We start from the raw sequence: 17,793 nt of genomic DNA, 5'->3' as shown, positions 1-17,793 counted from the left end.
CGCGACTCCTTTCCTAGATCGGGCGACTCAGCCACCGGGGCGAGCCGAGGGCGGGCGGCTCAGCCACCCGGGGCGAGCCGAGGCCCGGCGGTTCAGGCACCCAGCGAGCCGAGGATCGAGCGGAAGGACGCGGCCGCGTTCTCCTCGGCGGCGCGGTAGCCGTCGGCCATCCCGCGCAGGCCGTCGACGTAGCTCTCCAGCTCGGTGATGTTGGTGCCGAGGCACTCGGCCAGCGCGTCCACGCACGCCTGGTGGGCGACGCCGAGCAGCGAGCCGATGTCGTCGCCGCCGAAGGCCGCGGCGTAGCCGCCGGCCGCCGCCTGGAAGCCCTCGAAGACCTGGCGGACGGACTCCTTGGCTCGTTCCAACTCGTCCGCGCCGCGACCCAGCGCGTCGAGGTCGACGTCGAGGCTCTCCACGCTCAGCTCCCGTGCAGTTTCCGCATTGTCTCGCTGACGGCCTGGCTGATCTCCCGCATCTGCCGCAGGCCCTGGTCCTGGAGGCGTTCGATGGTGGCGGTCATCGCGGCGAGGTCGGGCATCGGCTCGGTGGCGGCGACCCCGTCGTCCTGGCCGTCGAGCGCGGCGTTGACCGCCTGGCGCAGCTCGGCGGCGAGGTATTCCGAGCCCTCCCGGAGCACCCGGGGGTCGATGTCGACGGCGCTCACCCGGCCGTCGGTGCCGAGCGTGACCCGGATGCGGCCCTCGGCGGCCTCGGCCACCGACTCCACCCGCTCCCGGGGCGCGGCGCCGCCGCCCACCTCGCGCAGCGCGGCCCGCGCCTGCGCCAGTTGCTGTTCCAGGGCACTCTCGCCCAGCATGCCGCCTCCCCAAGACAAGCCGTGCCGAACCCGACCCAGACTAGCGGTCACCCGCAATCCGACGGTGGCCCCGCCCACGGCCGTCCGGGCACTCGCGAGCGTCGGCGATGGTTCAGCCGCGCAGGTGGCCGTCCCCGGTCACCACGTACTTGGTGGAGGTCAGCTCGGGCAGGCCCATCGGGCCGCGGGCGTGCAGCTTCTGGGTGGAGATGCCGATCTCGGCGCCGAAGCCGAACTCGCCGCCGTCGGTGAACCGGGTCGAGGCGTTGACCATCACGGCCGCCGCGTCCACCCGGGCCACGAACTCCCGGGCGGCGGTGGTCGAGTCGGTGACGATCGCCTCGGTGTGCCCGGTGCCGTACCGCCGGATGTGCGCGACCGCCGCGTCGAGCGAGTCGACGACGGCGACCGCGATGTCGGCGGAGAGGTACTCGGTGGCGAAGTCCTCGTCGGTGGCCGGCCGCACGGCGGCCGAGTGGGCGGCGACCCGCTCGTCGCCGTGCACGGTGACGCCGGCCTCGGCGAAGGCGGCCAGCACCGGCGGCAGGAAGGCGTCGGCGACCGCTGCGTGCACGAGCAGCGACTCGGCGGTGTTGCAGGTGGAGAGCCGCTGGGTCTTCGCGTTCAGCGCGATCGCGACGGCCTTGGCCAGGTCGGCGGTGGCGTCGACGTAGACGTGGCAGTTGCCCACGCCGGTCTCGATGACCGGCACGGTGGACTCCTCCACCACCGTGCGGATCAGGGACGCGCCGCCGCGCGGGATCAGCACGTCGACCAGGCCCCGGGCGCGCATCAGCTCCTTGACCGAGTCGCGGCTGCCGGCGTCGAGGAGCTGTACCGCGTCCGCCGGCAGGCCGGCGTCGGTCACCGCGTCCCGCAGCACGGCGACCAGGGCGGCGTTGGAGTGGGCCGCCGACGAGGAGCCGCGCAGCAGCGCCGCGTTGCCGGACTTCAGGCAGATGCCGGCGGCGTCGACCGTCACGTTCGGCCGGGCCTCGTAGATGATGCCCACCACGCCGAACGGCACCCGGATCTGGCGCAGCTCCAGCCCGTTGGGCAGGGTCGAGCCCCGGACCACCTCGCCCACCGGGTCCGGCAGGGCGGCCATCTGCCGCAGCGCGTCGGCGACGCCGGCCACCCGCCCCGCGTCGAGGGCGAGCCGGTCCAGCACGGCCGCGCTCAGCCCGGCCCCGCGCCCGGCCGCCAGGTCCGTCGCGTTCGCGGCGAGGATCTCCGGCGTACGCGCCACCAGCGCGTCGGCCATCGCCACCAGCGCGGTGTCCTTGGCGGTACGCGTGGCGACGGCCAGCGCCTCCGCCGCCGTACGCGCCCGCCGGGCCTGTTCGCTCACGCTCATTGCCGCACTCCTCACAGCAGTACGAGGTCGTCGCGGTGGACGACCTCCCGTTCGTACGCCGGGCCGAGCGCCGCGGCGAGTTCCGTGGTGGAGCGGCCGAGCAGCCCGGGCAGCTCGACCGCGTCGTAGTTGACCAGTCCCCGGGCGACCGGCGCGCCCTCGACGTCCACCAGGTCGACCGGGTCGCCGGCGGTGAACGCCCCGTCCACGGCCGTGATCCCGGCGGGCAGCAGCGACTTGCGGCGGCCCACCACCGCCGCGACCGCGCCCGGGTCGAGGTGCAGCCGCCCCCGGGGAGTGGTGGCGTGGGCCAGCCAGAAGAGCCGGGCCGTCGGGCGTCGGCGGCTCGGGTGGAACAGGGTGCCGACGGGCTCGCCGGCCAGCACGGGGGCGGCCAGCGGCGCGGCGGTCAGCACCACCGGGATGCCGAACCCGGTCGCGATCCGGGCCGCCTCCACCTTCGTCACCATGCCGCCGGTGCCCACGCCGGCCCGGCCGGCGCCGCCGATGTCGACCCCGGTCAGGTCCCGCTCGTCGTGCACCTCGCTGATCCGGCTGGAGCCCGGGCGGGTGGGGTCGCCGGTCCAGAGGGCGTCCACGTCGGAGAGGAGCACCAGCAGGTCGGCGTGGACCAGGGCGGCGACGAGGGCGGCCAGCCGGTCGTTGTCGCCGAACCGGATCTCCTCGGTGGCGACCGTGTCGTTCTCGTTGACGATCGGCACCGCCCGCAGGTCGAGCAGCTTGCGCAGCGTGCGGTACGCGTTGCGGTAGTGCGCCCGCCGGGTCACGTCGTCGACGGTGAGCAGCACCTGCCCGACGGTCAGCCCGTGCCGGGCGAAGGCGGCCGCGTACCGGCCGATCAGCAGGCCCTGCCCGACGCTGGCGGCGGCCTGCTGGGTGGCCAGGTCGCGCGGGCGCCGGGACAGCCCCAGCGGCGCGAGGCCGGCGGCGATCGCGCCGGAGCTGACCAGCACGACCTCCCGGCCCTCGGCGGCGAGCGCGCCCAGGGTGCCGACGAGCGCGCCGACCCGCCCGTCGTCCAGCCCGCCTTCGGCGGTGGTCAACGAGGAGGATCCGATCTTGACGACGACCCGCCGGGCCGCCGTGACCATGTCACGCACCCGCCCATTCTGCGTGGTCGGTCCCGGCACGCCCCGGCACGTTCTCATATCGTGGCCGGTCGTGAGACCTGACGAGTACGTCGAGGCGGTGCTGGAGCTCGTCGAGCGGATCCCGCCGGGCCGGGTGATGTCGTACGGGGCGGTGGCCGACGCGCTGGCCGAACGTTCGGGGCGGGCGTCGGCCCGGCTGGTCGGCTCGATCATGGCCCGGCACGGCGGGGGAGTGCCCTGGCACCGGGTCGTGAACGCGGCCGGCCGCCTGCCACCCGGGCACGAGCGGGAGGCGCGGGCCCGGCTGCGCGCCGAGGGGACGCCGCTGCGCGGCGACGGGGTGGACATGAGGGCGAGCTGGTCGCCCGAGGAGGGGATGTGACCCGTGCCATAACGTGAGTAACATTCGGCGTCATGGACGCGCCGCCGGGTGGAGCCGGCTCCCCGCCCGCCGCGCCGCCAGCCGGCCGAACGCCCGCCTCGCCGGCCGGCGCCGGCCCGACGTCCGCCTCGGGCGTGCTGCCGCGCCGGGTGCACGCCGGCTATGCGCTCGGTTCGCTGGCGACCGGCGCGTTCGGCACCGTGCCCGGCCTGCTCCTGCTGCCGTACCTGACCGACACCCTCGGCGTCGCGGCGGGCGCGGCGGCCCTGCTGGTGCTCCTGCCGAAGGCGTGGGACGTGCTGGTCAACCCGGTCGCCGGCCGGATCTCCGACCGCACCCGGTCGCGCTGGGGCGCCCGCCGGCCGTACCTGCTGGTCGCCGGGCTCGCCCTCGGCGTGCTCTTCGCCGCCATCTTCGCCGCGCCGTTCGGGGCCGGGCCGGCCGCCGGGGCGTACGTGGCGTTCGCCTTCCTCGCCACCGCCACCGCGTTCGCCTTCTTCCAGGTGCCGTACGTGGCGATGCCGGCGGAGCTGACCGGCGACTACGCCGAACGTACCCGGCTGATGACCTGGCGGATCGCGGTGCTGGCGCTGGCCATCCTGGTCTCCGGCGCGGTGGCCCCGCTGGTGCGCGACGCCGGTGGCGGAGGCGTCCCGGGGCACCGCTGGATGGGGCTCTTCGTCGCCGGCCTGATCGTGCTCGGGGCGGTCGGCGCGTTCCTCGGCACCCGCTCCGCGCCCGGCGGCACGGTGGGGGAGAGCGAGCCGACGCTGCGCGCGCAGCTCGCCGTCGCCGCCCGCAACCGACCGTTCCGGGCGCTGCTGGTCTGCTTCGTGGTGCAGTCCGCCGGGGTGGCCACCGTCCTCGCCGGGGTCAACTACTTCGCCGACCAGATCCTGCGCGATCCCAAGGGCGGGCCGACCGTCCTGTTCGCCTGCTTCGTCGGGCCGGCGCTGCTGGTGATGCCGCTCTGGACCCGGGTCGGGGCGCGGGTCGGCAAGCTCGCCGCGCTGGTCGCCGCCTCGCTGATCTTCGCGGTGGGCGCGCTGGCCCTGGTCGCCGCCCCGGTGCTGCCCCCGCTCGCGGTCTACCTGCTGGTCGCGCTGATCGGCGTCGGCTACGCCGGGCAGCAGGTGTTCGCCCTCGCCATGCTCCCGGACTGCATCGCGTACGACACGGCGCGCACCGGCCGGCGGCAGGCCGGTGTCTTCACCGGGCTCTGGACGGCCGGGGAGACCTTCGGGCTGGCCCTCGGACCGGGCATCTTCGGCCTGGTGCTCCAGCTCAGCGGCTACGTCTCCTCCGACACCGGCACGGCGGCCACCCAGTCCGGCACCGCCCGCCTCGGCATCCTGCTCGGCTTCACGGTCCTCCCCGCCCTCCTGGTCGGCCTGGCCGTCCTGGCCCTCCGCCCCTACGACCTGACCCCGGCCCGCCTGGCCGCCGCCACCCCCACCCCAACCCCGCACCCCCGCACCCACCCCGCCGATCATGCGGTTGTGGTGGGGGAGGAAAGCCGCTGACCCCCACGGAAAGGGCACCACGACTCCATGATCGACGAGGGAACCGAGCGGCGGGCGCTGCCCGGGAACGGGCTGCCCGCCGAGCGGGTGCTGGCGGAGCTGCGGGCACTGCGGGCGGCCGACCGGCCCACGCACGGGGGGCGGCTGTTCGCGTACGTCTACGACCCGGCGGTGCCGGGGCTGGACGAGCTGGCCGCCGCCGCGTACGCCGGCAGCGCCCACGTCAACGGGCTCGACCCGACCGCCTTCCCGTCGCTGCTGGCGATGGAGAACGCGCTGGTCGGCGCTGCCGCCCGGCTGCTCGGCGGGGGCCCCGGCAGCGCCGCGCCGGACGTCGTCGGCAGCGTCACCAGCGGCGGCACCGAGTCGCTGATCCTCGCCGTCAAGGCCGCCCGGGACGCCCACCCGGAGATCGCGGCACCCCGGATCGTGGTGCCGGCCAGCGCGCACGCCGCGTTCGCCAAGGCGGCGCACTACCTGCGGGTCGCCGTGGACACGGTGCCCGTGTCGGCGTCCACGCTGCGGCCCGCCGCCGCCGACATGGCCGCCGCCATCGGCCCGGAGACCGTGCTGGTGGCCTGCTCCGCCCCCTCGTACGCGCACGGCGTCGTCGATCCCGTCGCCCCGATCGCCGAAGCTGCCGCCGCCGCCGGGGTGCGCTGCCACGTGGACGCCTGCTTCGGGGGCTGGACCCTGCCGTACCTGCGTCGGCTCGGGGCGGACGTGCCGCCGTTCGACTTCGCGCTCGCGGGGGTCACCTCGATCTCGGTGGACCTGCACAAGTACGCGTACGCCCCGAAGGGCGTGTCGGTCCTGCTGCACCGTGATCCGGCGCTGCGTGCCCCGCAGTACTTCGCGTACGCGGACTGGCCCGGCTACACGATGGTCAACCCGGTCATCGCCTCCACCCGCTCCGGCGGACCGATCGCCGCCGCGTACGCCACCCTGCGGCACCTCGGCGACGACGGGTACCTGCGGCTCGCGGCGGCCACCCGGGACGCCGTCGCCGGCCTGGCCGACGCCGTCCGCGCGGTCGACGGGCTGCGGCTGATGGCCGAGCCGGAGTCGACAGTCGTCTGCTTCACCGCCACCGATGCGGGCCTCGACCTCTTCGTCCTGGTCGACGAGCTGGCCGCCCGCGGCTGGCACACCCAGCCCCAGCTGTCGTACGCCGACCTGCCGCCGAGCGTGCACCTGACGGTGACCGCCGCGGTGGCGCCCCGGGTGGCGGAGTTCGGCCCGGACCTGGCCGACGCCGTGGCCGCCGCCCGGGCCGCCGGACCGGTGACGCTCCCCGCCGAACTGCTCGCCCTCGCGACCACGCTCACCCCCGACGCGCTCACCCCCGACCTGGTCGCGGGCCTGGCCGCCGGCCTGGGCCTGACCGCCCCCGCCGACGCGGCCGGTCCAGGCCGCTCCGCCGGTCCCGCGGATGCCACCGGGCCAGGCCGCTCCGCCGGTCCCGACGACGACGCCGGTCCCGACGACGACGCCGGTCCCGACGACGACGCCGGTCCCGACGACGACGCCGGTCCCGCAGACGCCGCCGGCACCGGTGGTTCACTGGCGGGGCGGATGGCGGTGGTGAACACCCTGCTCGACGCCGCGCCGCCGGCGCTGCGGGAACGGCTGCTGGTGGAGTTCGTCGGCCTGCTGCAACGCCCCACATGGTGAGCGGCGGCGCCCACCCCGCCGGGTGGACGCCGCCGCCGGATCACCTGTCCACCCGGACGACGACGTGGTTGTCGCCGGGGGTCAGGTCCGGCCAGTAGCGGTGGTCGGCGCCGTAGTGGACCAGCCAGATTGACGGGCCCGCCTCAAGGCGCTCCGGCCCGAGGCGGAAGCGGAAGGTCCAGCTCCGGCGCTCCCCGGCCGGCACCCCCTCGGTCAGGCACGACGGCCACTCCGGCTGTTCGCGGGCCGGCTCGCACCGGTCCCAGTCGCCGCCGTCGGGCGTGCCGAAGGCCTCCAGGTGCCGGAAGGCGACGCGGTTCGCGTCGAGGGGTCCCCGGTTGGTCACGGTCACCGTCACCGTGCCCTGGAACCGGCCGTGCTCGTCCGCCGGTCCGAGGACGAACGGCCCGGCAGAGATCGCGAGGTCGGTGAGGCGGGAGTCCCGGCCGAAGGTGGTCGGACCGCCGGTCTGGGCGAACCGTTCGCCGTCCCAGCCGTACGTCCGCCACTGCTGGCGCGCCCAGTACGCCGGAATGCTGCAACAGGGCTGGATGTCGGCGACCTGGACGCGGACCTTCCCGTCGGCCACGGCGACGGCGCGGACGTCCTCGAAGCCGCCGTCACCCTCCTCGTGGGTCCGGGTCACCCGCCCCAGCGTGACGATCCGCCCGGCGGCGTCCCGGTCGAAGGCGACCACCTGCTTCGCCGACGCCTCGCCGATGCGGCAGCCGAGCAGGGCCAGCGTCTCGGTGGCGCCGTCGGCGTCGACGTCGCCGTGCGTGACGCTGATCAGGTACGGCCGGTCCACCTCCGGTGTGGTGGCCGGCAGCAGGGTGACCCGCGTGGTGTCGGCGCAGTTGCGGCCGGCCCAGGCCGGCAGGTCGGGTCGGGCGGCGCGCAGCTGCCGCTCGGTGATCCGGCCGTCCGGCGCGGCCGGTGACGACGGCGACGACGACGGCGACCGCGACGCGTCGGGTGAGGGCCGGGGCGACGGGGACCAGGTGGGGTCGGCCGTCGGCGTCGCCGCTGGCGGTGCCGGCGACGGGGCGTCCCGCAGCGCCGCGACGGCGGCGATCGGGGCCACCACCAGCGCGACGGCGACCGCCCCGGTCGCGACGGCGGCGCGGCGGCGACGCCGCAGCGTGCGCCGGGCCGCGTCCGGGCCCGGACCGTCGATCCGGTCCGTCAGGTCTCCGCGGTACGCGGCGAAGCGCGCCCGCAGCGGGTCCTGCTCAGGCATGACCGACTCCCTCCGGGTTCTCGTCGAGCAGGGTGGCCAGGACGGCTCGGCCCCGGTGCAGCCACGACTTGACCGTCCCCTCGGCCACCCCCTCCTGGACGGCGATCTGGGCGACGGACATGTCGGCGAGGTAGTGCAGGACCACGGCCCGCCGGTGTTTCTCGGGCAGCGCCGCGAGCGCCCTGTCGATGTCCACCCGGTCCGGCGTCGGGCCCGGCACCTGCGTCTCCACCCGCCGCTGCCGCAGCAGGTGGCCGCGGGCGGTACGCAGCCGACGCCACCGGCTGCGGGCGAGGTTCCAGGCCACCCGCCGGATCCAGGCCACCGGGTCGTCGTAGCGGGCCAGCCGGTCCCACCGGGCGAGCGCCCGGCAGAACGCCTCCTGCGCCAGGTCCTGGGCCTGGCCCAGGTCTCCGGTGTACGCGCAGAGCTGCGCGGTCACGCTGCGGAAGTGCGCGTGGTAGAAGTCGTCGAAGGTGATCGCCGCCGCGCCCTCGCCGGCCCGCGCGTCGACCGTCGGAGGTGGTTCGTTGGCGCGGGCCCCCATCGTCACTGTCACTGTCCCTCCCCGTTCGGGCCGCCGTGGGTGTCTGGCGGCGGTAACACTCCGCCGGGCTGAGGCCGGTTGCGGGCTGGCGCGGTCGTGGATCCGACGGCCGCCGACGGGTCGAGCGGGAAACGGCGCGCGGCCGTGGGGGTCGCCCACGGCCGCGCGCCTGCCTAGTCCACCGTCGTCAGCCGGCGGCGCTGACGGTGAACGCGGCGGTGTTGTCGGCCGGGTCGACGTCGACCAGTTCGTTGTTCCAGCCGAACATCGCGGACAGCCGCAACGAGCCCGCGCCCAGGTCGCCCGGGGTGACCTCGGCGGGCGCGCGGAGCAGCAGCGAGACCGAGCGCTCCTCACCCGGCATGAACCGCCCGCCCGGCACCGAGCAGGTGCCGGTGCAGACGTCCACCGGCTCGATGCCGGCGACGTGCACCCCGGCCGGCAGCGTCGGGTCCAGCGAGTACCCGTCGTGCGCGGCGTCGCCCGCGACCCGCACGGTCACCGGCAGCCGGCCCAGCCAGCTTCCGTCCCCCTGTCTGGCGAGGACGGCCGCCGGCCCGACCGTCAGCGACGCGTCGGTTCGCGTGTCCCAGACGTACGACCGTGGGTGGCGCAGCGAGCCGGAGGTGGAACGGAACAGGGTGTCGAACGCCCGGCTGTCGTTGGCCGGGTTCGCGTCCCCGGTCTCGACCGTCACCCGGCCGCCGGGGGTGGACATGGCGTGGGCCTGCGGAGTGGTCAGCACCTGGAATTCGATCGTGAACCGACGCCGCTCACCCGGTTGCAGGGCGTCACCCGGGACCGCGCAGTAGACGTTCCGCAGCGGCTGCTCGCGACCGTACGCGCAGGGTGCCGACGGGGTCATGCCCGTGTTGGAACCCGGCACCGGCTCGGTCACGGTCAGGTTGAGGTACGCCGGCTGCTCCCCTCGGTAGTCGACGGTCACCGGCAGGCTGCCGACGTACCCCCGGTCGGTCGGGTTGAGCACCAGCCGGCCGACGGACACCGACGTGTCGGCCGGAGCGGCGGCCTGCGCGGCGGGCGCCGCCATGCCGAGCAGGGCGAGCCCCGCGCCCAGGACGCCGGCAGCGAGCCGGCGGGCGATGGTACGTGCCATTGTGCGTGTCCTCCAGATCCCCGTGGTTCCGCCCGCAGCCTTCGCGCCGGCGGGCGGTGTTACGGGTAGGACACCCCTCATCGCCGGGAGCGGTTGCGACCGATGAACATGAACCGGTGTCGCTCACCCGACAGCGCTGCGCCCGGGACGGCGCGGACCGAGCGACCGGTCGGCGTCGACGGCGGCTGTGGTTGACTGGTGGCGGTGCTCGGGAAGGGGGCGGTCGTGCAGGTGCCGGGAGTGCTCGGTGAGCCGATCCGGTTCGTGCTGAACTGGGGCCGCCGCTACTCGCTCTGGGTCTTCAACTTCGGCCTGGCCTGCTGCGCGATCGAGTTCATCGCCACCAGCATGGGCCGGCACGACTTCATGCGCCTCGGCGTGATCCCGTTCGCGCACGGGCCCCGGCAGGCCGACCTCATGGTCGTCTCCGGGACGGTCACCGACAAGATGGCCCCCGCCATCAAGCGGCTCTACGACCAGATGCCCGAGCCGAAGTACGTCATCTCGTTCGGCGCGTGCTCCAACTGCGGCGGCCCCTACTGGGATTCGTACTCGGTGACCAAGGGCGTCGACCAGCTCATCCCCGTCGACGTCTACGTGCCCGGCTGCCCGCCCCGGCCCGAGGCGCTGCTGCACGGCATCCTGCGCCTCCAGGAGAAGATCGCCGCCGAGCAGTCCGGGATCGGCGGCGTGCCCCGGCCGGACGCGCTCGCCCCGCCGGTCGACGCCCCGCCCGCCGACGCCGGCTCGACCGGGGTGCTCCCACGCTCGGCGGAGTCGCTGACCGCCCCGCCGGTCCGCCCGCCCACCCCCTGAGCCGTACCGTCCGGTCGGACGAGGGCCCCGGCTGGCCGGCGGGGGCTAGCCTGCGCACCATGAACCACTCCGCCGACCAGCGTTCCGCCCACATCGTCGACGTGCTCACCGAGGAGTTCGGCGCGTCGATGGCTCTCGACCCGGCAGCCTTCCGGCGCAAGTTCCGCAAGATGGCCGCGTCCCCGTTCGCCTTCTACCGGGGCAGCGCCTCGCTCTTCTACGCCGACCAGGTCGGCGACTTCGCCGACGACCGGTTCCTCGACGACCGGACCAGCCGGGTGTGGATCCACGGCGACCTGCACGCGGAGAACTTCGGCACGTACATGAACGCGTCCGGGCAGCTCGTGTTCAACGTCAACGACTTCGACGAGGCGTACGTGGGGCCGTTCAGCTGGGACCTGAAGCGGCTGGCGGCCAGCGTGGCGCTGATCGGCTACGCCAAGGCGCTCTCCGATCGGGCGATCAGCGACCTGGTCACCGGCTTCGCGCGGTCGTACCTGACCGAGCTGCGCGCCATCGCCGAGGGGGGCGACGACGCGATCGGCTCGATCACCCTGGACAACGCCGACGGGGTGCTCCGCCGGGTGCTCCAGCAGGCGCGGCTCAACACCCGGGTCGACCTGCTCGCCACGCAGACCACCATCGACAACTACGAGCGCCGGTTCTCGCTGGGCGACGGCGTCTTCGAGATCGACGCCGAGACCCGGGAGCGGGTCTGCGCCGCGTTCGAGGACTACCTCGGCACGCTGCCCGCCTCCTCCGCCCAGCTCCGTCCCGTGGCCACCCAGATCAAGGACGTGGTGCTGCGCAAGGGGGTGGGCATCGGCTCGGCCGGGCTGCCGTCGTACAACCTGCTGCTGGAGGGGCACACCCAGGCGCTGGAGAACGACGTCGTCATCTACATGAAGCAGGCCCAGGTGCCGGCGGTGGCCCGGCACATCGCCGACGAGGCGGTCGCGGGCTACTTCCAGCACCAGGGGCACCGCACCGCCGAGTCGCAGCGGGCACTTCAGGCGCACGCCGACCCGTGGCTGGGCTTCACCGAGCTGGACGGGGCCGGGCAGCTCGTCGCCGAGGTGTCCCCGTACGCGGCCGACCTCGACTGGGCCGACGTGAACGAGCCGGAGGACCTGGCCGGCGTGCTGACCGACCTGGGCCGGGCGGTCGCCCGGATGCACTCGGTGGCCGACGACGAATCCAGTCACGACCTGGTCGACTACTCCACGGAGGAGGCGATCGTGGCGGCGGTGGACGCCGACGAGGCGGGCTTCGTGACGCACCTGGTCGACTTCGCCCACGCGTACGGCGTCCGCGCCCGGCAGGACCACCAGCTCTTCGTCGACCTGTTCCGCAACGGCCGGCTGCCCGGCCTCTGAGCGGCGTCAGGAACCGAACTCCAGCACCACCTTGATGTCGTCCGGCTCGGAGGTGTACGCCCCGGTGTACGCCTCCACCGGCACCCGGCGGGTGATCAGCGCGTCGAGCCACGACCGGTCGGCGCGGGCCAGCGCCGCGGCGGCGAGGTCCCAGTGCCGGCGGTTGGCGTTCACCGAGCCGAACACCACGTTGTTCTCCAGCACGAGCGCGCGGTTGAGCGCCCCGGCGTCGAGGTCGATGGTCCGCCCGCCGCTGGAGACGCCGGTCAGGCAGACGATGCCGGTCGGCGCGGCCTTGTACATCACGTCGAGGACGACGACCGGCGCCCCGGTGCACTCCAGCACCACGTCCGGCTCGAAGTCCAGCTCGCTGACGGGCACGGTGTGGTAGGTCGCCCCGAGCGCCCGGACCAGATCCGGCTTCGGCCCGGTGGTGTTGCGGTCCAGCACGTGCACGGCGAGCCCGCGCTGCGTGGCGAGCAGCGCGGCCAGCAGGCCGATCGGCCCGGCCCCGGTGACCAGTACGGTCTGCGGCTGCCACTCGGCGCGGGCACCGATGCGCTCGATGTGCTCCCACGCCTTCGCCACCACGCTGGTCGGCTCCAGCAGCATGCCGACCGAGGCGAGGGCCCGATCCAGCCCCACGGCGAACCGGGGTTGCAGCCGCCAGCGGTCCCGGGCGAAGCCGGGCAGGGCCTTGATGCCGTGCTCGGTGAACCGACCGTTGCGGCACATGTCCCACTCGCCGACCGCGCAGTTCGGGCAGGGCACCGGGTCGGGGTGCCGGACGACGCCCGCCACCAGGTCGCCGGGTTGCAGCGTGCCCGACGGGTCCTCCAGCACCCGGCCCAGCGACTCGTGCCCCAGCACAAGCCGGTCCGCGCCGGGCGGCGCCTCGCCGTAGTCGCCGGCGATGATCTCGTGGTCGGTGCCGCAGATCCCCACCGCCAGTGCCTCGACCAGGATCGCGCCCTCCTCGGGCGGCGGCTCCGGATGATCGTCGACCAGCCGCAGCGAGTCGGCGACACCCGGGTTGACAGTCACAGCGCGCACGCCCTCATCCTTCCCCGCCCCCCGCCCGCCCGCCGCCAAAGCCCGACATCCACCCCGCATCCCGCACTCCCGCGCCCGCACTTCGCGCCCGCACCCCGCACCCGCGCCCGCCCCCGCGCCCTGCGCCCCGCGCTCCACGCCCCGCGCTCCGCACCCCGCACCCCGCGCTCCGCACCCCGCGCTCCGCACCCCGCACCCCGCGCCCGCTCGATCATGCAGTTGTGGTGGGGGATGAAGGTCGCTTTCCCTGCCGAACCGGGCACCACAACTGCATGATCGTCTCGGCGGAGGGGCGGCGGAGGGGCGGCGGAGGGGCGGCGGAGGGGCGGCGGAGGGGCGGCGGAGGGGCTGAGGAGGGGCGGGGGATCGGGGGCGGGGTGGGCGTGGGGCGTTCGGTTGGGTGGGGGGTGCGGGGGAGGACCTAGGATCAGCGGCATGACTCCGGAAGAGGTCGGCCAGCGGATGGTGGCGCTGCTCGCGCCCGCCGAGGTGACCCCGTCGGTCTCCGGCGGCCAGGCGCACGCCCGCGCCACCGTCGACGTACCGCCGGCGAACTGGCCGGACGCGCTCCGCGCAGCCCGCGACGACGCCGAGCTGGCCTGCGACTACTTCGACTGGCTCTCCGCCGTCGACGAACTCGCCGGCGGCTTCGACGTGGTGGCGCACCTCTGGTCCACCACCCGCCGGCACGGGATCCTGCTGCGGACCCGGGTGCCCCGGGACGCCCCGGCGGTCGCCTCGGTCGTCGACGTCTACCCGGGCGCCGCATGGCACGAGCGGGAGACGCACGAGATGTTCGGCATCGACTTTCCCGGCCATACCGGGCTGGCGCCGCTGCTGCTGCCGCCCGAGTTCGAGGGGCATCCGCTGCGCAAGGAGTTCGTGCTCGCCTCCCGGGTGGCGAAGCCCTGGCCGGGCGCGAAGGAACCGGGCGAGTCCGAGGCCGGCGGCGGGCGTCGCCCGATCCGCCCGCCGGGCGTGCCCGCGCCGGGGGAGTGGGGAACGACGCCGACACCTGCCGGCGCGGGCGGGGTCGGCGAGGGGCCGCGCGGCGGCACCCCGGCCCGCCCGGCCCGGGAGCGGCCCGCCCGCCCGGCCCCGGGGGCCCGTCCACCCCGTACCGCCCGGCCCGCCGCCACCGCCGACGGTCCGGCACCTGCCGACGGCCCGGCACCCGCAGGCGGCCCGGCATCCGCCGACCCGGCGGTCACCCGCCCCGCCGACCCGGCGGGCGACGCCGGTCCGCCGCCCGCCGCACCTGCCGACGGCCCGGCACCCGCCGGCCCGGCGGTCACCGGTCCCGCCGACCCGGGGGCCGACGCCGGACCGCCGCCCGGCGCGCCCGGCGGCCGGACCGCCCGCTCCGGCCCGACGGCGGACCGGCCCGCGCCCGAGGGCCCGGCAGCGTCGGAGCGTTCCGGCGACGACGGAGGTACGCCCTGATGCCACTGTGGTTGGAGCTGGTCATCCGGGTGGGGGGCGTGCTCGTCGCCTTCCTCACCCTGCCGTTGCTGGTCGGGCAGGCCGAGCACAAGGTGATGGCGCACATGCAGGGCCGGCTCGGCCCGATGTACGCGGGCGGCTTCCACGGCTGGGCCCAGCTGGTCGCCGACGGCGTGAAGTTCGTGCAGAAGGAGGACGTCACGCCCCGGGAGGCGGACCGGGCGGTCTTCCGGCTCGCCCCGGCGGTCGCCCTCGTGCCCTACCTGCTGGTCCTGCTGGTGATCCCGCTCGGCCCGGACGACCTGGTCGGGCAGCCGCTGGACATCGGCCTGTTCTTCGTGCTGGCCGTGGTGGGCGTGGGCGTCGTGGCGGTGCTGATGTCGGCGTGGGCGTCGGCAAACAAGTACAGCCTCCTCGGCGGCCTGCGCGGCGCGGCCCAGCTGCTCGGCTACGAGCTGCCGCTGGTGCTGGCCGCCGCGTCGGTGGCCATGGCGGCCGGCACGCTCAGCCTCTCCGGCATCGTCGAGGCGTGGCAGCCGTGGTGGCTGCTCTGGCAGGCCCCCGCCATGGTCGTCTTCTTCCTCGCCGGGCTCGCCGAGATCCGCCGCCCGCCGTTCGACATGCCGGTCGCCGACTCGGAGCTGGTCTTCGGCTACATGACGGAGTACACGGGCCTGCGGTTCGCGTTCTTCCTGCTCGCCGAGTACGTCGGCATCGTGGTGATCGCCGCCCTCACCACCGTGCTCTTCCTCGGGGGTTGGCAGGGCCCGTTCGCCGACGCGCAGCTCGGCTGGCTGTGGACCCTGCTGAAGGTCTTCGCCGTCTCGTTCCTGATCATCTGGATCCGGGTGTCCTATCCCCGCCTGCGCGAGGACCAGCTCCAGCGCCTCTGCTGGCTCGTCCTGGTCCCCGTCTCCCTGGGCCAACTGGTCCTCACCGCCGCCGTCCGCGTCGCGCTGTGAGGTGCGCCGTCCGCGTCGCGCTGTGAGGCGCGCCGTCCGCGTCGCGCTGTAGGGCGCGTCGCGCGGTGGGGCGCGCCGTCAGGGCAGCGGGGTGTGGGCGGGGTCGACGCGCTCGGCGGGCGGGGGCGGCGGGGGCGGGGTGCCGTCGCCGAAGGGACGGCCGCCGAGGGCCTCGCGGCCGTGCGGGGTCAGCCAGTTCGCCAGGTCGGGGCCGAGCGGCACCACCCCGGTCGGGTTGATGTCGCGGTGCACCTCGTAGTAGTGCCGCTTGATGTGGTCGAAGTCGACCGTGTCGCCGAAGCCCGGCGTCTGGAACAGGTCCCGGGCGTACGCCCAGAGCACCGGCATCTCGGTCAGCTTGCTCCGGTTGCACTTGAAGTGCCCGTGGTAGACCGGGTCGAAGCGGACCAGCGTGGTGAACAGCCGCACGTCCGCCTCGGTGATGGTGTCCCCCACCAGGTAGCGCTGCCCGGCCAGCCGCTCGCCCAGCCAGTCCAGCCGGTCGAACAGCCGGTGGTACGCCTTCTCGTACGCCGCTTGGTCGCCGGCGAAGCCGCACCGGTAGACGCCGTTGTTGACGTCCCGGAAGAGCAGCGTGCTCACCTCGTCGATCTCGTCGCGCAGCCGCTCCGGGTAGAGGTCGGGCGCCCCCTCGCGGTGGTACGCCGTCCACTCGGTGGACAGGTCGAGGCTCATCGGCCCGAAGTCGTTGGTGACCACCTGACCGGTGGGCACGTCCACGATCGCCGGCACGGTGATGCCCCGCTCGTAGCCGGGGAACCGGGCGAAGTACGCCTCGGCCAGCCGCTCGATGCCGAGCACCGGGTCGCGCCCGCCCGGATCGAGGTCGAACGTCCAGCTCCGCTTGTCGTGGGTCGGGCCGGCCACCGCCAGCGAGATCGCGTCCTCCAGCCCGAGCAGCCGCCGGACGATGATCAACCGGTTCGCCCAGGGGCAGGCGCGACTGACCGCCAGCCGGTACCGGCCGGGCTCCACGGGCCAGCCGTCGCGGGCGTCGGCGGTGATCCGGGTGGCGATGTAGCGCTGGTCCCGGGTGAACTCGCCGCCCGGCTCGACGTACCGGCCGCCGGCCCGCATCAGCACCTCGTCCGCGTTGGTCGCCGCGCCGCCCTCGGTCGTCCCGCCCATGCCCGCCCCCTCCGCCGTCGTCCGTCGCTCGTCCCATCATGGCGGCTACACCGCTCCCGGGCGCGCCGAGTGCCGACCTCCGCGCGGTGTGCTGGCCTCCGCTGCCGGGCGCGCCGAGTCCGAAGGCGGCGGGTCGAGGCCGGAGGTGGCGCGCCGGGACCGGTCGGCCGGCCCCGGTGGCCGGTTAGGCTGCCGCGATGACCGATGTGGAGGCGGCGGCCCGACGCTTCATCGCCGACGTGTGGAACGGCGCGCGGGAGGAGTCGGCGTACGAACTGGTGTCGCCGGAGTGCCCGGGGCTGGGCGGGGCCGGCCCGGAGGCGACGCTGGCGTGGCACCGGGAGCGCCGCGCCGCCTTCCCCGACCTGCGCTACAAGCTCGTGGACGTGGTGGCCGCCGGGGACCGGGTGGCGGTGCACTGGCGGGCGGCCGGCACCCACGCCGGCCAGTTCGGTCCGGTGCCGCCGACCGGGCAGGTGGTCAGCTACTCGGGGGCGAGCTTCCTGCGCTTCGACGACGCGGGCCGGATCATCGACGTGTGGAGCTGCAACGAGCTGTTCCAGCTCCTCCAGCAGCTCGGCGTCGAGATGCTGCCGCCGGCGCTGGAGGGAGGCGTCAGAGGAACCGGGGCGTGATCCGGCTGAGCGGCAGGTTGACCGGGAACGGCTCGCCAGTGTCGATGAACTTCGTCCACGACCAGTGCGCTCCCCTCCACCTCGATCCGCCAGAAATACGGGATGCCGGCCTGTGCGTAGAGCGCGGGCTTGAGCACCCGGTCGATCGACTGCGTACTCGGCGAGACGATCTCCACGGCGAGCACCACCTCGTGCGGTTCGTACTTCGACGGGTGGCGGCGTGCGGCGGTCGAGGTGGTCACCAGGACGTCGGGGATGAACGAGCGGGTGCGGCTGATGCGTACCTCGACGCTCTGGGTGACGTCGTAGTCCTCAGGGCAGTCCTCTTCCAGCGCAACGCCGAGCCGCATGGCGATGGTCTGGTGGATCCTTGTGGGGGAGGGGATCACGATCAGCACTCCATCGAGCAGTTCGCGGCGGTGGCCGTCCTCGGGCAGCGCGTCCAGATCGTCCGTCGTCCACCCGCCCTCGGGCGGGTAGTCGCTCTGCAGCGCGGCGGTCATCGGTTGGTCCTTTCCGATGCGTCGTTCTCCCCGCCTCACCGTACCGCCGGCAGACCTCGGGGGGTGGTCGCGCGCGCCGCGGCC

Annotated in this window: 16 protein-coding genes and 2 pseudogenes; 8 read left to right on the top strand and 10 right to left on the bottom strand. The window is 74.9% G+C overall.

Features of this window, described 5'->3' with window-relative positions:
- Positions 1–92: 92 nt before the first annotated feature.
- From ACLQ20_RS06245 to proB, 4 genes are all read right to left on the bottom strand, one after another.
- Complete coding sequence (locus ACLQ20_RS06245; RefSeq protein ID WP_132230860.1) at positions 93–419, bottom strand: hypothetical protein; 327 nt, start codon at positions 417–419, stop codon at positions 93–95.
- A gap of 2 nt (positions 420–421) precedes the next feature.
- A complete protein-coding gene (locus tag ACLQ20_RS06240; protein ID WP_327029629.1) occupies positions 422–820 on the bottom strand; it encodes a YbaB/EbfC family nucleoid-associated protein in 399 nt (132 codons plus the stop codon).
- A 112-nt stretch (positions 821–932) separates the two neighbouring features.
- Positions 933–2,177, bottom strand: a complete 1,245-nt coding sequence (locus ACLQ20_RS06235) for a glutamate-5-semialdehyde dehydrogenase (RefSeq protein ID WP_425854505.1) — start codon at positions 2,175–2,177, stop codon at positions 933–935.
- 11 nt (positions 2,178–2,188) lie between these two features.
- On the bottom strand, positions 2,189–3,298 hold the full coding sequence (gene proB, locus ACLQ20_RS06230) for a glutamate 5-kinase (protein ID WP_192581527.1): 1,110 nt from the start codon (positions 3,296–3,298) through the stop codon (positions 2,189–2,191).
- A gap of 61 nt (positions 3,299–3,359) precedes the next feature.
- Here proB and ACLQ20_RS06225 point away from each other — a divergent pair, with 61 nt between their 5' ends.
- The 3 genes from ACLQ20_RS06225 to ACLQ20_RS06215 are packed head-to-tail and all read left to right on the top strand — an operon-like array spanning position 3,360 to position 6,868.
- Positions 3,360–3,671 (top strand): MGMT family protein, encoded by a 312-nt coding sequence (locus ACLQ20_RS06225; RefSeq protein WP_132230864.1) that lies wholly within the window; start codon positions 3,360–3,362, stop codon positions 3,669–3,671.
- Positions 3,672–3,703: 32 nt separating this feature from the next.
- A complete protein-coding gene (locus ACLQ20_RS06220) occupies positions 3,704–5,194 on the top strand; it encodes an MFS transporter (protein ID WP_425854503.1) in 1,491 nt (496 codons plus the stop codon).
- 27 nt (positions 5,195–5,221) lie between these two features.
- Positions 5,222–6,868 carry a pyridoxal phosphate-dependent decarboxylase family protein gene (locus tag ACLQ20_RS06215; RefSeq protein WP_425854502.1) on the top strand — a complete coding sequence of 549 codons (1,647 nt, stop codon included), beginning with the start codon at positions 5,222–5,224 and terminating at the stop codon, positions 6,866–6,868.
- A 40-nt stretch (positions 6,869–6,908) separates the two neighbouring features.
- On the opposite strand, the gene ACLQ20_RS06210 is transcribed toward ACLQ20_RS06215, so the two are convergent.
- The 3 genes from ACLQ20_RS06210 to ACLQ20_RS06200 all read right to left on the bottom strand — a co-directional run bounded on the left by ACLQ20_RS06210 (position 6,909) and on the right by ACLQ20_RS06200 (position 9,772).
- Positions 6,909–8,108: a hypothetical protein gene (locus ACLQ20_RS06210; RefSeq protein WP_327029625.1), complete on the bottom strand. Its 1,200-nt coding sequence runs from the start codon at positions 8,106–8,108 to the stop codon at positions 6,909–6,911.
- Entirely contained in the window at positions 8,101–8,667 is a 567-nt protein-coding gene (locus ACLQ20_RS06205) for a SigE family RNA polymerase sigma factor (protein ID WP_425854500.1), read from the bottom strand. The genes ACLQ20_RS06210 and ACLQ20_RS06205 overlap by 8 nt, the downstream gene beginning before the upstream one ends.
- Positions 8,668–8,842: 175 nt before the next feature.
- The gene (locus tag ACLQ20_RS06200) at positions 8,843–9,772 is read right to left on the bottom strand and encodes a hypothetical protein (protein WP_151457476.1); all 930 of its coding nucleotides are present in this window, start codon (positions 9,770–9,772) and stop codon (positions 8,843–8,845) included.
- A gap of 225 nt (positions 9,773–9,997) precedes the next feature.
- Between ACLQ20_RS06200 and ACLQ20_RS06195 the strand changes: the two genes are divergently transcribed.
- The gene (locus ACLQ20_RS06195) at positions 9,998–10,588 is read left to right on the top strand and encodes an NADH-quinone oxidoreductase subunit B (RefSeq protein WP_132231313.1); all 591 of its coding nucleotides are present in this window, start codon (positions 9,998–10,000) and stop codon (positions 10,586–10,588) included.
- A 59-nt stretch (positions 10,589–10,647) separates the two neighbouring features.
- Entirely contained in the window at positions 10,648–11,964 is a 1,317-nt protein-coding gene (locus ACLQ20_RS06190; RefSeq protein WP_151457764.1) for a DUF2252 domain-containing protein, read from the top strand.
- A gap of 6 nt (positions 11,965–11,970) precedes the next feature.
- Here the strand turns inward: ACLQ20_RS06190 and ACLQ20_RS06185 are convergent, their stop codons facing one another.
- Positions 11,971–13,017 (bottom strand): glucose 1-dehydrogenase, encoded by a 1,047-nt coding sequence (locus ACLQ20_RS06185; protein WP_151457763.1) that lies wholly within the window; start codon positions 13,015–13,017, stop codon positions 11,971–11,973.
- A gap of 435 nt (positions 13,018–13,452) precedes the next feature.
- Between ACLQ20_RS06185 and ACLQ20_RS06180 the strand changes: the two are divergent.
- Positions 13,453–14,049, top strand: a pseudogene (locus tag ACLQ20_RS06180) (NADH-quinone oxidoreductase subunit C); the annotation flags it as partial.
- A 410-nt stretch (positions 14,050–14,459) separates the two neighbouring features.
- Positions 14,460–15,422 carry a complex I subunit 1/NuoH family protein gene (locus ACLQ20_RS06175; RefSeq protein ID WP_088998320.1) on the top strand — a complete coding sequence of 321 codons (963 nt, stop codon included), beginning with the start codon at positions 14,460–14,462 and terminating at the stop codon, positions 15,420–15,422.
- A gap of 78 nt (positions 15,423–15,500) precedes the next feature.
- Here ACLQ20_RS06175 and ACLQ20_RS06170 read toward each other — a convergent pair whose 3' ends face one another.
- On the bottom strand, positions 15,501–16,571 hold the full coding sequence (locus ACLQ20_RS06170) for a glutathione S-transferase family protein (RefSeq protein WP_327029624.1): 1,071 nt from the start codon (positions 16,569–16,571) through the stop codon (positions 15,501–15,503).
- Positions 16,572–16,768: 197 nt separating this feature from the next.
- On the opposite strand from ACLQ20_RS06170, the gene ACLQ20_RS06165 reads away from it, so the two are divergent.
- Positions 16,769–17,206, top strand: coding sequence for an ester cyclase (locus ACLQ20_RS06165; protein ID WP_425854498.1), 438 nt, complete (start codon positions 16,769–16,771; stop codon positions 17,204–17,206).
- A gap of 116 nt (positions 17,207–17,322) precedes the next feature.
- Here the strand turns inward: ACLQ20_RS06165 and ACLQ20_RS06160 are convergent.
- Positions 17,323–17,709 (bottom strand): annotated as a pseudogene (locus ACLQ20_RS06160) (Uma2 family endonuclease); the annotation flags it as partial.
- Between the last annotated feature and the right edge of the window lie 84 nt (positions 17,710–17,793).

This window comes from Micromonospora sp. DT46, assembly GCF_049841735.1.
GTDB classification, from domain to species: Bacteria; Actinomycetota; Actinomycetes; order Mycobacteriales; family Micromonosporaceae; genus Micromonospora; species Micromonospora reichwaldensis.
This window is presented reverse-complemented; position numbering and strand designations above follow the sequence as displayed.